Genomic DNA, 14,492 nt, shown 5'->3' on the forward strand with positions numbered 1-14,492 from the left:
CCCGCGGTGCGGCCCCGCGGGCGACCTACGATGGAGGGGTGCCGCCCCTCGAGAACCCCGCGCCCGCCGACCCGCTCGTCGACGCCGTCCGCACGGCCCTGGCCGGCGTGCAGGACCCCGAGATCCGTCGCCCGATCACGGACCTCGGGATGGTGCGGTCCGTGGAGGTCGAGCCGCGCGAGGGCGGTGCGTTCGTCGTCGTCGGTCTCGACCTGACCACGCCCGGGTGCCCGCTGAAGGAGACGCTCACGCGGGACGTGACGGCCGCGGTGGCACCCCTGGACGGGGTGGTCGGCGTGCGCGTCGACCTGGGTGTGATGTCGGCCGAGCAGCGCGCCGACCTGCGCACGATGCTGCGCGGCACCGACGCCGAGCCGCAGATCCCCTTCGCCCAGCCCGGGTCGTTGACCAAGGTCATCGCGGTCGCCTCGGGCAAGGGCGGCGTCGGCAAGTCGTCGGTCACGGCCAACCTGGCCGTCGCCATGGCCGCCGACGGCCTGCGCGTGGGCGTGGTCGACGCCGACATCTACGGCTTCTCCATCCCGCGGATGCTCGGCGTGGACCGCCCGCCGACGAAGGTCGACGACATGCTGCTGCCGCCGGTCGCCCACGACGTCAAGGTCGTGTCCATCGGCATGTTCGTGCCGGCCGGGCAGCCGGTGGTCTGGCGCGGGCCGATGCTGCACCGGGCGCTGCAGCAGTTCCTCGCGGACGTCTTCTGGGGCGACCTGGACGTGCTGCTGCTGGACCTGCCCCCCGGGACGGGCGACATCGCGATCTCCGTGGCGCAGCTGCTGCCGGGCTCCGAGCTGGTGGTCGTGACCACGCCGCAGGTCGCGGCGGCGGAGGTGGCGGAGCGCGCCGGTGCCGTGGCGGTGCAGACGCGCCAGCGCGTCGTGGGCGTGGTCGAGAACATGTCCTGGCTCGAGCAGCCCGACGGCAGCCGGTTGGAGCTGTTCGGCGCCGGCGGTGGGCAGCGGGTCGCGGACAACCTCGCGCGGCTCACCGGGGCTGCTGTGCCGCTGCTGGGGCAGGTGCCGCTGGACGTCGCGCTGCGGGAGGCCGGCGACGGCGGGGCACCGGTCGTCCTGACGGCGCCCGACTCCCCCGCGGCCGCGGTGCTGCGCTCGGTCGCCCGCACCCTCGCGTCCCGGCCGCGGAACCTGGCGGGCCGCCCGCTGGACCTGTCGCCCGTCGGGCGCTGAGTCGTCGCGCCGAGTCGTCGCGCCGAGTCGTCGCGCCGAGTCGTCGCGCCGAGTCGTCGCGCCGAGTCGTCGCGCCGAGTCGCCGACGCCGCCGGAGCGGACCCCCGCCGGGGCCCGGGGCACGTCGTGGCCCCGCCCTTCGCGCCGATAATTTCGGTGCCGAGGCGCGCGAGCACGCCGCCGCCGTGACCGCGAACGTGACGTGGGTCACGCCAGTTTCCAACCTAATCGCCAACAGCGAGCGGCGCGATCGCCTCGGAGAGTGGTGAAACGATTAGGAGCCCCTCGAAACTCTCTGCTCCGGCTCCGAAAGTATTGACGTTAAACCTCCCCTGAAGGACGGTGTGCTGCCGGCTTCTCGCCGGCAGACCACCCTGAGGAGGGATCGATGACGATCACACGTCACCGGCATGGACGCCGACGCGCCAGCGCCGTCAGCGCCGTCGCCGTGGCCACCCTGGCCGTGGCCCTGGCCGTGCCGGCCGCCGCAGCGGGCAGCACGCTCCAGGCGGCCGCAGCCGAGTCGGGTCGCTACTTCGGCACCGCGATCGCGGCCAGCCGGCTCAACGACGGGACCTACACGAACATCGCGAACCGTGAGTTCAACATGATCACGGCCGAGAACGAGATGAAGATGGACGCGATGCAGCCCAACCGCGGCCAGTTCAACTGGTCCTCGGGCGACCGCATCGTCAACTGGGCCCGGCAGAACGGCAAGCAGGTCCGCGGGCACGCCCTCGCGTGGCACTCCCAGCAGCCCGAGTGGATGCGGACCATGGAGGGCCCCAGCCTGCGCACGGCCATGCTCGACCACGTCACCCAGGTCGCCACGTACTACCGCGGCAAGATCCACAGCTGGGACGTGGTGAACGAGGCGTTCGCCGACGGGAACTCCGGCGGCCGCCGCGACTCCAACCTGCAGCGCACGGGCAACGACTGGATCGAGGCGGCCTTCCGCGCCGCCCGAGCGGCCGACCCCGGCGCCAAGCTCTGCTACAACGACTACAACACCGACAACTGGTCCCACGCCAAGACGCAGGGCGTCTACAACATGGTCAAGGACTTCAAGGCGCGCGGCGTGCCGATCGACTGCGTCGGCTTCCAGGCGCACTTCAACTCGGGCAACCCGGTGCCGTCGAACTACGACGTGACGCTGCGGAACTTCGCCGCGCTCGGCGTGGACGTGCAGATCACCGAGCTCGACATCGAGGGCTCCGGCTCCTCGCAGGCGCAGCAGTTCCAGGGCGTCGTCCAGGCCTGCCTCTCCGTGGCCCGCTGCACCGGCATCACGGTGTGGGGCGTGCGTGACAGCGACTCGTGGCGCGCCTCGGGCACCCCGCTGCTGTTCGACGGCTCGGGCAACAAGAAGGCGGCCTACACGAGCACGCTCAACGCGCTCAACGCCGGCGGCACGCCGGTCCCGAGCACGAGCCCGACACCCGGCCCCTCGACGAGCCCGACGCCCGGCCCCAGCACCAGCCCGACGCCGACCCCGACGACGACGCCGCCGCCCACGGGCAGCGGCACCTGCACGGCGACGTACTCCGAGGGCCAGAAGTGGAACGACCGGTTCAACGGCACGGTGACCATCCGCGCCAACGGCAACATCAGCAGCTGGACCTCGACCGTCACGGTCCGGTCCCCGCAGCGCATCATCGCGACCTGGAGCGGCTCGCCCACCTGGGACAGCAGCGGCAACGTCATGACGATGCGTCCCAGCGGCAGCGGCGCCCTGGCTGACGGCCAGACGGTGTCGTTCGGCTTCACCGTGCAGCACGGCGGCAACTGGACGTGGCCGACGGTGGCCTGCTCGGCCTCCTGACGACCTGATCGTCCGCCCCGTCGTCGTGATGGCAGGGGCCCGGCACCGCAGGGCACCCCACTGAATGTTGGTTTCTGTTCGGTCGTGATGGATACTGTTCTCATGCTTGCCACCCAACGGCGGGAACGGATCCTCGACGAGATCCGGACGCACGGTGCCGTGCGCGTCGCCGACCTCGTCACCGCGCTGGACGTCTCCGACATGACGGTCCGCCGCGACATCGCCGAGCTCGCCCGCGACGGCCTCGTGCGCCGCGTCCACGGCGGCGCCGTCGCCCCCGACACCCCCGCCCGCTCGACCGACGAGCCGGGCTTCGAGGCCAAGCGCACCTGGTCCTCGGCGGAGAAGTCCGCGATCGCCCGCGCCGCGCTCGCCGACGTCGAACCCGGCCAGTCGCTCGCGCTGTCCGCCGGCACCACGACCTGGCTGCTGGCCACGCTGATCGCGGCCGACCCCGCGCTGCGCCCGCTCACGGTGGTGACCAACGGCCTGCGCGTCGCGGACGCGCTGCACGGCGTCCCCGACGTCGAGGTCGTGCTCACCGGCGGCACCCGCACCCCGTCGGACGCGCTCGTCGGGCCCGTCGCGGACGCCACCCTGCACCACCTACGCGTCGACCGCGCCTTCCTCGGCGTCCACGGTCTGGACGCCGACGGCGCCACGACCCCCAACCTCGCCGAGGCAGCCACCGACCGCGCCCTGGTGCGCTGCGCGGCGGCGACCACGGTCCTGGCCGACCACACCAAGTGGGGCACGGTCGGCCTCGCGCGCATCTGCGGCCTCGACGAGATCGACACCCTGGTCGTCGACACGGGACTGGCCCCCGACGCCCGTGCCCACCTCGCCGACGCCGTCGCCCGCCTCGTGCTGGCCGCCCCGACCGCCACCCCCGCCACCCCCGGAGGCCAGCAGTGAGCACCGACCCGCAGCCCGACCTCGCCGCCCGCGTGCGCCGCACCGCCACCCGGCTGGCCGACGGCCGCGAGCTCATCTACTTCGACGACTCCGAGCCGTACGTCTCCGGGGCTGCCACGCGGCGGCTCGACGACCCGCGCCCGCTGCCGGACCGGTACGCCCCCGTCGTCGACGCCGACGGCGTCGCGCACCCCGTCACCGGACCCGAGCTGCGCCTGGACCCGCTCACCGGCGAGTGGATCCCCATGGCGGCGCACCGCATGAACCGCACGTTCCTGCCCCCGGCGGACGCGAACCCCCTCGCCCCGGCGCGGCCCGGCGCGGCCTACCAGGACGGGGAGATCCCCGACACCGACTACGACGTCGTCGTGTTCGAGAACCGGTTCCCCTCCCTCATGACCCTGCCCGGGGTGGAGACCGGCACCGAGCTCGTCGACGGCGAGCCGCTGTGGCAGCGTCGCGCGGGCGTGGGCCGCTGCGAGGTCATCTGCTTCTCGTCCGACCCGACCGCGTCCCTGGCCACCGTCGGGCCGCGGCGCATGCGCACGGTCGTCGAGGCGTGGACCGACCGCACGCGGGAGCTGTCCGCGCTGCCCGGTGTCGAGCAGGTGTTCTGCTTCGAGAACCGCGGCAAGGAGATCGGCGTCACCCTGCACCACCCGCACGGCCAGATCTACGCGTTCCCGTACGTGACCCCGCGGACGCAGGCGATGCTGCGGCAGGCCCGGGCGCACCACGAGGCCACAGGTCGGCTGCTGCTGCGCGACGTCCTCGACGCCGAGCTGCGCCACGGCCGCCGGGTGGTGCTGGAGTCCGAGCACTGGGTGGCGTACGTCCCGTACGCCGCGCGGTGGCCCGTCGAGGTGCACCTCGCACCGCGGCGCGACGTGCCGGACCTGCCGGCGCTGACCGACGCCGAGAAGGCCGACCTGTCGACCACCTACCTCACCCTGCTGCGCCGGCTCGACCAGTTCTTCGTCGACGGTGACGGCGGTGCGATCCCGCTGCCCTACATCAGCGGCTGGCACCAGGCCCCGGTGCACGAGGGGCGCGACGTGTCCCGCCTGCACCTGCAGGTCTTCTCCGTGCTGCGGGCGCCGGGCAAGCTCAAGTACCTGGCCGGGGTGGAGTCCGCGATGGCCTCGTGGATCTCCGACACCACGCCCGAGCGGATCGCGCGCCGCCTGCAGGAGCTCGCGTGAGCCGGTCGGCCGCGGGCACGCCCGCGACGCCCCCCTCGACCCCCACGGCACCCCCGCACCCCGCACGCACGAGCACGGAGCAGACCACCATGACCGACACCGCCACCGTCTGGACCGCGGCCTGGGACCGCCCGGCGGGCGAGGAGCGTGCCCGGGAGCTGTTCGACGCGACGTTCGGGACGGCGCCCGACGGCGTCTGGTCCGCCCCCGGCCGCGTCAACCTCATCGGTGAGCACACCGACTACAACGCCGGCCTCGCGCTGCCCGTCGCGCTGCCGCACCGCACGTACGCCGCGGTCGCGCGGCGCGACGACGACCTCGTGCGCCTGGTGTCCGCGCAGGAGCCGTCGGGGGTCCGCGAGGTCCGCCTGGCGCACGCCGTGCCCGGCGCGGTGAGGGGATGGGCGGCGTACGTCGTGGGCGTGGCGTGGGCGCTGCGCGAGGCGGGCCACGACGTCGGCGGGTTCGACGTCGCGATCGACTCGTGCGTGCCGTTCGGCGCCGGTCTGTCGTCGTCGGCGGCGCTCGAGGCGTCGGTCGCGGTCGCGCTCGACGCGGTGCACGGCCTCGGCCTGGCCGGCGGGGTCGACGCGGACGGCGCCGCACGTGACGACGCCGGTCGTGCCCGCGTCGCCGAGCTGTGCGTGCGCGCCGAGAACGAGATGGCGGGCGCACCGACGGGCGGCATGGACCAGGCCGCGTCGCTGCGGGCCCGCGCGGGGCACGCGCTGCTCCTGGACTGCCGGGACGGCGGCGTGCGGCACGTGCCCTTCGACCTGGCCGCGCACGGCCTGGCGCTGCTGGTGGTCGACACCCGTGCGGAGCACTCGCACGTCGACGGGGAGTACGCGCAGCGCCGCGCCGCGTGCGAGGACGCGGCACGTCGGCTCGGTGTCGCGTCGCTGCGGGAGGTCGCCGACGCGGCCGAGGGCACCGGTGCCGCGCTGGCCGCGCTCGCCACCGCCGCCGACGGCGACGTCCTCGTGCGCCGCGTCCGGCACGTCACGTCCGAGATCGCTCGCGTACGTGCCTTCGTCGAGGCGCTCGACGCGGGCGACGTGCCGGCGGTCGGGCCGCTCATGGACGCCTCGCACGCGTCGCTGCGGGACGACTACGAGGTCTCCTGCCGTGAGCTCGACGTGGCCGTGGACGCGACCCTCGCCGCCGGCGCGCTCGGGGCCCGGATGACCGGGGGCGGGTTCGGCGGGTCCGCGATCGCGCTGGTCCGGGCCGCGGACGTGGACGCGGTCGCGACGGCGGTGGCGGCGGCGTTCGCCGCGCGCGGCCTCGCCACGCCGGCGTTCGCGGTCGCGGTCGCGGGTCCTCCCGCGGCATGAGACCGGGCGGGTGACCCGTCCCGCAACGTCCTCCCGCAGGTTGACGCGACGTCCACGGGCTGCTCGCTAGCCTCCCCAGGGTCGAGGCGTCCCGCAGTCGTGGTGCCGTCCCCGGCACCGACGTGAGGAGCTCACCGCAGTGGTCCGTCGCTACGTCTTTCCCACCCTGCGCATCATCATCTGGGCCGTCATCGCGGTGGCGCTGGTCCGCATCGCGTTCGCGGGTGCCGACGTCAGCACCGACGCGTCCGGGGCCGAGCCGACCGGACAGGTGGTCGAACCGACCGTCGAGGCGACGACCGCGACGATCACCAACGCGGTGACCGTCCGCGGCTCGGTCGTCGCGGACCCGGCCGTGCCCGTGCGCGCGACGCTGGCCGGCACGGTGTCCAAGGTGCTGGTGGCCGACGGTGCGCGGGTCGAAGCCGGCACGCCCGTCCTCGAGATCCGGCAGGAGACGCCGCAGGACCCGCTGACCCGGACCGACCCCACGACGGGCGAGACCACCGTGACCGAGCGCAAGCCCAAGGTGGTCGTCGAGCAGGTCACGGCGCCGGTCGCCGGGACGCTCGCCATGCCGACCCTCAAGGACCAGGTCGTCTCGGTCGGCGACACGGTCGGCCAGGTCTCCCCCGGCACCCTGTCGGTCTCCGGGACCCTGACGCCGGACCAGCAGTACCGGCTGGTGGGCGCACCGGCCGAGGCGCAGGTGACCCTCAAGGGCGGGCCGGCTCCGTTCACCTGCAGCGGGCTGCGGATCGGCGCCGCCGCGCAGCCCTCGACGCCGGGCGACACGGAGACCGAGACCACGACCACCCCCTCCGGCACCATCGCGTGCTCGCTGCCGGGCGACGTGACCGCGTTCCCAGGGCTGGGGGCGGACCTCGAGATCGTCAACGGCACGGCCCCCGACGCGGTGGTCGTCCCCGTCAGCGCCGTGCAGGGCACCGTGCAGCGCGGCAACGTCTGGGTGGTCGCGGCCGAGGGCGCCGAGCCGGAGCAGCGCGAGGTCGGGCTCGGCCTGACGGACGGCCAGGTCGTGCAGATCACCGAGGGCCTGGCGCTCGGCGACCTGGTCATGCAGTTCGTCCCGGTGCCCGCCGACGAGGGCGAGGTCGACTGCGCCGACCCGTCGCAGTTCGACCCGGCGGTCTGCGCATGAGCCTCCTGGAGCTGACCGGGGTCACCCGGTCCGTCCGCCTGCCCGACGACCGGCTGCTGGAGATCCTGCGCGGCGTGACGCTGAGCGTGGACACCGGCGAGCACGTCGCCGTGGTGGGGCGGTCCGGCACCGGCAAGTCGACCCTCCTGAACATCCTCGGCCTGCTCGACGCCCCGACGGACGGCGAGTACCTGCTCGAGGGCACGCCCATCGGCCGGCTGTCCGCCCGCGAGCGCACGCGCCGGCGGGGCGAGGACTTCGGGTTCGTGTTCCAGCAGTTCAACCTGCTGGCCGGGCGCACCGCGCTGGAGAACGTCGCCGCGCCGTTGATGTACGCCCGGGGCCGGCAGTTCTGGCACCGGCGGACGCTCGCGGCGCAGATGCTCGACCGCGTCGGGCTGGGCGACCGGCTCGACACCATGCCCGAGAAGCTGTCGGGTGGCGAGCAGCAGCGCGTCGCCATCGCGCGGGCGCTAGTCCGCGGACCCCGCGTGATCCTCGCGGACGAGCCCACCGGTGCGCTGGACGTCGAGACCGGCCAGGAGGTCATGGGCCTGCTCGACGAGATCGCGTCGATCACGGGCGCGGCGCTGGTCACCATCACCCACGACCTGGCGGTCGCCGCCCGGGCGCAGCGCCACTACCGGCTGACCGAGGGGGTGCTCGTGCCCGTCGACCTGGGCGGAGCCGGCCACGAGTGGGTCGGGGACGTGCCCACGCTGCCCGGTGCGCGGGCGCTGCCCGGCGCCGTGCGGGGTGTCCCCGAGCTCGGCCCGTCCGTCCCGGCGCAGGTGCACCCGTGAGCGGGCTGGTCGGGGCGGTCGTCGAGGCCTGGGACGAGCTCCGCCTGCACAAGATGCGCGTCCTGCTCGCCCTGGTCGGGGTGGCCGCGGCGGTCACCGCCATCACCGCCGTGACAGCGGCCGTGCAGATGCTCGCGCAGGGCTTCACGGAGCAGGACGAGCGGTTCAACGGCCGGCAGGTGACGCTGAGCGTCGACGCGTGGGCCATGAGCCCCGACCTGCAGGCGGACACCGGGGCGCTGGACGCGGCCTACGCGACGGCGCTCGAGCGCTACGGCATCACCTACGCCAGCCGGGACATGTACACGCAGGTGCCGTTCCGCTTCCCCGACGGGACGCGGCCCACCGAGACACGTGTCGTCGACCCCGACCTGGGCACCATGCAGCGCATCGGGGTGGCCGAGGGCCGGTGGTTCACGGAGGCCGACGTCGAGACGTTCGCCCCCGTCGTCGTCGTCAACGAGGCGTTCCTGGACTCCCTCGGGGTCTCCGGGCTGGCGAGCCGCCCGACGGTCCTGCTCGGCGACGCGTCGCCGGTCCTGGCCACGATCGTGGGGGTCACGCCGAAGGCGTGGCAGGGCGAGGGGCCGTCGGCGTACGTCCTCCACGACCAGCTCGCGCGCTGGTACACGCCGGCCGAGCCCGAGTGGGGGCCGACCGTCCCGTCGCTGAAGGTGTGGGTGCCGCCCGAGGCGGCCGACGACCTGGCGCCCCGCCTGCGGCGCGACGTCATGGCGGCGCTGCCCGGGTGGGAGGTGCAGATCGGCGACAACCGGACGACCGGCTCGTCGGGCCTGGACGGTGCGGCACGGTGGGTGGCGCTCGGGGTGGGCGCCTTCGCGCTGTTCCTCGGCGGGCTGGGCCTGGTCAACATCGCCCTGGTCACCGTCCGTCACCGCATCCGCGAGATCGGCATCCGCCGGTCCTTCGGCGCCACGTCCGGCCGGATCTTCTTCGGGGTCCTCATGGAGTCGGTCGTCGCGACCGTCGTGGCCGGCCTGGTCGGCGTCGTGCTCGCCGTCGCGGTGGTCAAGAACATCCCGGTCGACTTCCTCTTCGGCGGCGGGATCCAGGACATGCCACCGTTCCCGGTGTCCGCGGCGGTCATCGGGATGGTGTGCGCGACGGGGGTCGGCGCGCTGGCGGGGCTCCTGCCCGCCACCGTGGCGGTCCGCGTCAAGGTGATCGACGCGATCCGGTACTGACGAGGCCGCCCGGGCGGGCACGCGTCACAGGACCCGCACAGGATCAGACCCCGGTAGCCCAACCTTTCGAGGGTTGTCCTCCCCACGTCGTCCTCACGTCATCCTCGCGCCCGACCCGGCGCCCACGACGCCCTGGCTATCGTCGGCCACGGCGCTCGTCGACAGTGCCCTGACTCTCGTCATCGACCCCCGAGAAAGGCACGCCGATGCGTCGCACCCCCGGCCTCCCCGTCCTCAGCCTCGCCGTCGCGGCACTCGTCCTCGCCGGCTGCACCGCAGGCGGGTCCGACGCCCCGTCGGACGACGCGACCGGACCGCTGAGCGCGTGGTTCGAGAAGGTCGGCGGCTCGTACGAGGGCGAGGACTACGAGCGGCAGCAGCGCGAGGCCGAGGAGATCGTCGCGGCGTGCATGGCCGAGGAGGGCTTCGAGTACGCGCCTGCCGAGCCGATGGCCGGGGGCGAGGCCGAGGACGCGCCGGAGATGGACACGAAGGAGTTCGCCGAGCAGTACGGGTACGGGGTCACCTTCAGCGACGAGCTGTACGGGAGCGGCGAGGAATGGGTCGACCCCAACGAGGACTACGTGGCCGCGATGTCCGAGAGCGAGCAGGCCGCCTACTACGAGGCGCTGATGGGGGCGATGGCGGACTACGACTACGCGGCGGACCCGGAGGGCACCAACATGCCGGGCTGGGAGGAGCAGGGCTGCAACGGCAAGGCCCAGCACGAGGTGTACGACCAGGACATCTGGTCGAACCCGGCGCTGGAGTCCTTCTGGGACGAGATGCAGCGCGAGTACGAGGGGCTCGCGGACGCGAACCCTGAGCTCGCCGAGGCGGAGAAGAAGTGGTCCGCGTGCATGGCCGAGGCCGGGTTCGACTTCGCCGGCCCCGACGAGGCGCAGCAGAGCGTCTACGACCAGTGGGACGCCCTGTACCAGGCACTGCCGGCGTACGACCCCGACGCCGACCCCGACGAGCTCGACCCCGCGGCGTACGAGATCGACCCCGCCGCCGAGGCCGAGCTGCGCGAGCAGGAGCTGACCCTCGCGCCCGCGGACTACGAGTGCCGCTCCTCCACGGGCTACGACAAGGCCTACGACGTCGCGAACCTGGAGCTCGAGAAGCGGCTCTGGGACAAGTACGGGGCGGAGCTCGAGGCCGCCACGGGTGGCAGCACCCCGAGCGAGTGACGGCCGCAGCGGCACGGGGGGCGACGTCATGAGCAGGGTCTCCACGCACGTCTCCGGCGGGCGGCGCACCATCGTCGTCATGGCGGTCGTCGCCGTCGTCTGCCTCGCGCTCGGCCTGCTGCTGTCCCGGCTGATCGTCTCGCCGGGGCAGGCCGCCGCGAACGCCGCAGCACCGACCGCCGGCCCCATCACGGTGCCGGTCGAGAGCCGGGTCATCGCCAACGAGGTCCTGCTGCGGGGTGACGTGGGGTACGACGACCCGGTCGACCTCGCCATGGAGACGGGCGACCTCGGCGGACCCGCCGTCGTCACGGGTCAGGTCAAGGAGGTCGGTGCCACGGTCGAGGCTGCCTCGGTCGCGCTCGAGGTCGTCGGTCGGCCCGTGATCGTCCTGCCCGGGGAGCTGCCGACGTACCGGACCCTGCGCTCGGGCGTCTCGGGGCCGGACGTGCAGCAGCTCAAGCACGCGCTGCGCGCCGTCGGTCTCGACGGCGGCGACCCGGGCGGCGCGACGTACGACGCCGCGACGGCGGCCGGCGTGCGCGCGCTGTACCAGAAGGTGGGCTACGAGGCGCCCACCGCCGGCCCGGAGGTCCAGCAGGCGGTGGAGGGCGCGCAGGAGGCCGTCACCGGTGCGCAGGCGTCGGTCCGCGCCGCGGAGGCGGGGCTGTCAGCCGCCGGGCGGGCAGCGGCGGGCACGCCGGTGGCGGCGCTCGACGGGGACGTGCAGGTCGCGGAGGCGCGCCTGGCGTACCTCACCGAGCAGTGCGCCGCCCCGCCGGCGGAGGACGCCGAGAGCGTCGTCGACTGCTCCCCGCCCGCACGGGTGGAGGCCGAAGCGGCCCTGGCCACCGCCCGGGCCGCACGCGCTGCCGCGGACGTGGGGCCGGACACCACCGCCGAGCGCGAGGCGGTGCGCGCCGCGCGCGACGCGCTGACCGCCGCGCGCGAGACCCTGGCGAAGGCCCAGGCCGAGGCCATGACGCCGCTGCCCGCGACCGAGGTCGTCTACCTGCCGTCGCTGCCGCGGCGCGTGGACGCCGTCGAGGTGGAGCGGGGCGGGATCGTCCAGGGCGAGTTCATGAGCCTGTCGGGGGCGACGGTCCAGATCACCGCGTCGGCCTCGCGCGCGGACGCCGAGCTGCTGGTGCCGGGCACGGTGGGCACGGTCGCCGTCGACGGCACCGACGTCCCCGTGACGGTCGCGGAGATCACGGCCCCGAAGGCCGGCGCGGACAAGGAGGAGACGACCTCGGGCGGCGGCACCGCGCCGACCGGCGAGCGCCGCCGGGTCGTCCTCAGCGTCGGTGAGCTGACACCCGAGCAGCTGGCCGCCGTGCAGGGCACCAACGTGCGGGTGCGGATCCCGGTCAGCTCGACCGACGGGGAGGTGCTGGCCGTCCCGCTGGCGGCCCTCACCGCGGGACCGGGCGGTGAGAGTCGGCTCGAGCTCGTCGCGGACGGCGGGAGCCGGCTCGTCGAGGTCACGACCGGCCTGGCCGCGTCGGGCTACGTCGAGATCGCCGGGTCGCAGGATCCGATCGAGGCCGGTGACCTGGTCGTGGTCGGCATCTCCCCGCAGGAGGGACCGTCCGACGACGGCACACCGGCCGACGGGTCGGACCCGGACGCCGAGGAGGACGCGTGACCGTGCTCGACCTCCTCGGCGCCGACGGTGCGACCGACGCGGTCCCCCCGGTCGTGGAGCTGCGGGGGGCCGCCCGGCAGTTCCCCGGCGACCCGCCGGTGAACGCCCTGCATCCCGCTGACCTGCAGGTCCGCGCCGGGGAGTACCTCTCGGTCGTCGGCCCGTCAGGCTCCGGGAAGTCGACGCTGCTCAACCTCCTCGGACTGCTGGACCGGCCCTCGAGCGGGGAGTACCTGGTCGACGGGATCCCCACGGCGCAGGCCGGGGAGCGGGAGCGGGCCGCCCTCCGGGCCCAGCACATCGGGTTCGTCTTCCAGGCGTTCCACCTGCTGCCGCACGCCACGGTGCTGGAGAACGTGCTGCTCGCGACGCTCTACAGCGGCGTCCCGCGCACCCAGCGGCGGGACCGGGCGGCCGAGGCGCTGGACCGCGTGGGGCTGAGCCACCGGCTCGACTTCCGCCCCACGGTCCTGTCCGGCGGGGAGCGCCAGCGCACAGCCGTCGCCCGCGCCGTCGTGTCGCAGCCGCGCGTCCTGCTGGCCGACGAGCCGACCGGCAACCTCGACTCCGAGAGCTCGGCCGCCGTGCTCGAGCTCTTCGACGAGCTGCACGCCGACGGCCTGACGCTCCTGGTCATCACGCACGAGGACGAGGTCTCCGCACGCGCCCAGCGGCGCGTGCGCATCACCGACGGCCACCTGCGGGAGATCACGTGACCGCCGTCGCGCAGCACGTGCCGCGCACGGACCGGTTCGGGGCGGGTGACCTCCTCGCGGAGGCCGCCGCCGGGATCGGCGCACGACCGGGCCGGCTGATGCTGACGATCCTCGGCACCGTGCTGGGCATCGCGTCCGTCGTGGTGACGGTGGGGCTGGCGCAGACCGCGGCCGGGCAGATCAACAAGCAGTTCGACGCGGTCGCCGCCACGCAGGGCGCGGCGGAGGCGGCGACCAGCAGGGCCGCCGGCGGCGACGAGCTCGCGCTCGGCGCGCTGCCCTGGGACGCGCCCGCGCGGGCCGAGCGCCTCAACGGCGTCGAGGCCGCCGGCCTGGTGTCCGAGATCGAGGTCGACGGGCTGGAGGTCACGGCCGTCCCGGTCCACGACCCGTCCGCGTCACGGACGGCGAGCACGCCCGTGATGGCCACGAGCGCCGGTGCACTGGCCGCGCTCGACGGGCGCGTGGTGCAGGGCCGCTACTTCGACGCCGGCCACGACCAACGAGGCGACCGTGTCGTGGTGCTCGGGGCGGACGCCGCCGAGCGTCTCGGCGTCGTGCGGGTCGACCGGCAGCCGTCGATCTTCATCGGCGAGCGCGCGTACCAGGTGATCGGCGTCGTCGACGACGTGGTGCGGCGCACCGACCTGCTGTCGGCGGTGATCCTGCCGAACGGGACCGCGCGTGCCGACCTGGGCCTGACCGTGCCGCAGGAGCTCCACCTGCACCTGCAGGTGGGTGCCGGACCGGTCGTCGGCTCGCAGCTGCCGACCGCCCTGAGCCCCGACGCGCCCGAGGCGGTGAAGGTGGCCGTGCCGACCGGGGGCTCGGCCGTGCAGCGCAGCGTGCAGGCCGACATCAGCGCGATCTTCCTGGCGCTCGGCGGTGTCGCGCTGCTCATCGGCGGGGTGGGGATCGCGAACGTGACCCTGCTGTCGGTGCTGGAGCGCGTCGGCGAGATCGGCCTGCGGCGCGCGCTCGGCGCGACCCGGCGCCAGATCGCCGCGCAGTTCATGGTCGAGTCCGTGGTCGTCGGCATGCTTGGTGGCCTCGTCGGCGCGGCCCTCGGCGTCGCCGTGGTCACCGCCGTGTCCGCCGCGTCCCGGTGGACGCCGATCCTCGACCTGCGGATGGTCGCCGTGGCGGCGCTCTCCGGTGGGCTGATCGGGCTGCTGGCCGGGCTCTACCCGTCGATGAAGGCGGCCTCGATCGAGCCGATCTCGGCCCTGCGCGGGGGCGTCTGACCGGGGCGCACGGCCCGGGCCGTGACGACGCCGTCGGCAC

General features: G+C 74.5%; 12 protein-coding genes. All 12 read left to right on the forward strand.

Features of this window, described 5'->3' with window-relative positions; genetic code table 11:
* Nucleotides 1-38 precede the first annotated feature (38 nt).
* A complete protein-coding gene (locus KG103_RS12530; protein WP_207338912.1) occupies nucleotides 39-1,205 on the forward strand; it encodes an Mrp/NBP35 family ATP-binding protein in 1,167 nt (388 codons plus the stop codon).
* A 388-nt stretch (nucleotides 1,206-1,593) separates the two neighbouring features.
* Nucleotides 1,594-3,027 (forward strand): endo-1,4-beta-xylanase, encoded by a 1,434-nt coding sequence (locus KG103_RS12535; protein ID WP_207338913.1) that lies wholly within the window; start codon nucleotides 1,594-1,596, stop codon nucleotides 3,025-3,027.
* A 102-nt stretch (nucleotides 3,028-3,129) separates the two neighbouring features.
* Nucleotides 3,130-3,942: a DeoR/GlpR family DNA-binding transcription regulator gene (locus KG103_RS12540; RefSeq protein ID WP_207338914.1), complete on the forward strand. Its 813-nt coding sequence runs from the start codon at nucleotides 3,130-3,132 to the stop codon at nucleotides 3,940-3,942.
* Nucleotides 3,939-5,144, forward strand: a complete 1,206-nt coding sequence (galT, locus tag KG103_RS12545) for a galactose-1-phosphate uridylyltransferase (RefSeq protein WP_249670579.1) — start codon at nucleotides 3,939-3,941, stop codon at nucleotides 5,142-5,144. The genes KG103_RS12540 and galT overlap by 4 nt, the downstream gene beginning before the upstream one ends.
* Nucleotides 5,145-5,233: 89 nt before the next feature.
* Entirely contained in the window at nucleotides 5,234-6,481 is a 1,248-nt protein-coding gene (galK, locus tag KG103_RS12550; RefSeq protein WP_207338915.1) for a galactokinase, read from the forward strand.
* A gap of 139 nt (nucleotides 6,482-6,620) precedes the next feature.
* Nucleotides 6,621-7,643, forward strand: coding sequence for an efflux RND transporter periplasmic adaptor subunit (locus tag KG103_RS12555; RefSeq protein WP_207338916.1), 1,023 nt, complete (start codon nucleotides 6,621-6,623; stop codon nucleotides 7,641-7,643).
* The gene (locus tag KG103_RS12560) at nucleotides 7,640-8,446 is read left to right on the forward strand and encodes an ABC transporter ATP-binding protein (protein ID WP_207338917.1); all 807 of its coding nucleotides are present in this window, start codon (nucleotides 7,640-7,642) and stop codon (nucleotides 8,444-8,446) included. The genes KG103_RS12555 and KG103_RS12560 overlap by 4 nt, the downstream gene beginning before the upstream one ends.
* Nucleotides 8,443-9,651, forward strand: a complete 1,209-nt coding sequence (locus KG103_RS12565) for an ABC transporter permease (protein ID WP_207338918.1) — start codon at nucleotides 8,443-8,445, stop codon at nucleotides 9,649-9,651. The genes KG103_RS12560 and KG103_RS12565 overlap by 4 nt, the downstream gene beginning before the upstream one ends.
* Nucleotides 9,652-9,857: 206 nt before the next feature.
* Nucleotides 9,858-10,844: a hypothetical protein gene (locus KG103_RS12570; RefSeq protein WP_207338919.1), complete on the forward strand. Its 987-nt coding sequence runs from the start codon at nucleotides 9,858-9,860 to the stop codon at nucleotides 10,842-10,844.
* Nucleotides 10,845-10,872: 28 nt separating this feature from the next.
* Nucleotides 10,873-12,492: a hypothetical protein gene (locus KG103_RS12575; RefSeq protein ID WP_207338920.1), complete on the forward strand. Its 1,620-nt coding sequence runs from the start codon at nucleotides 10,873-10,875 to the stop codon at nucleotides 12,490-12,492.
* The gene (locus KG103_RS12580) at nucleotides 12,489-13,208 is read left to right on the forward strand and encodes an ABC transporter ATP-binding protein (RefSeq protein WP_207338921.1); all 720 of its coding nucleotides are present in this window, start codon (nucleotides 12,489-12,491) and stop codon (nucleotides 13,206-13,208) included. The genes KG103_RS12575 and KG103_RS12580 overlap by 4 nt, the downstream gene beginning before the upstream one ends.
* Nucleotides 13,205-14,452, forward strand: a complete 1,248-nt coding sequence (locus KG103_RS12585) for an ABC transporter permease (RefSeq protein WP_207338922.1) — start codon at nucleotides 13,205-13,207, stop codon at nucleotides 14,450-14,452. Before KG103_RS12580 ends, KG103_RS12585 begins: the two co-directional genes overlap by 4 nt.
* The last annotated feature ends 40 nt before the right edge of the window (nucleotides 14,453-14,492 follow it).

The organism is Cellulomonas wangleii, assembly GCF_018388445.1.
Lineage (GTDB): Bacteria > Actinomycetota > Actinomycetes > Actinomycetales > Cellulomonadaceae > Cellulomonas > Cellulomonas wangleii.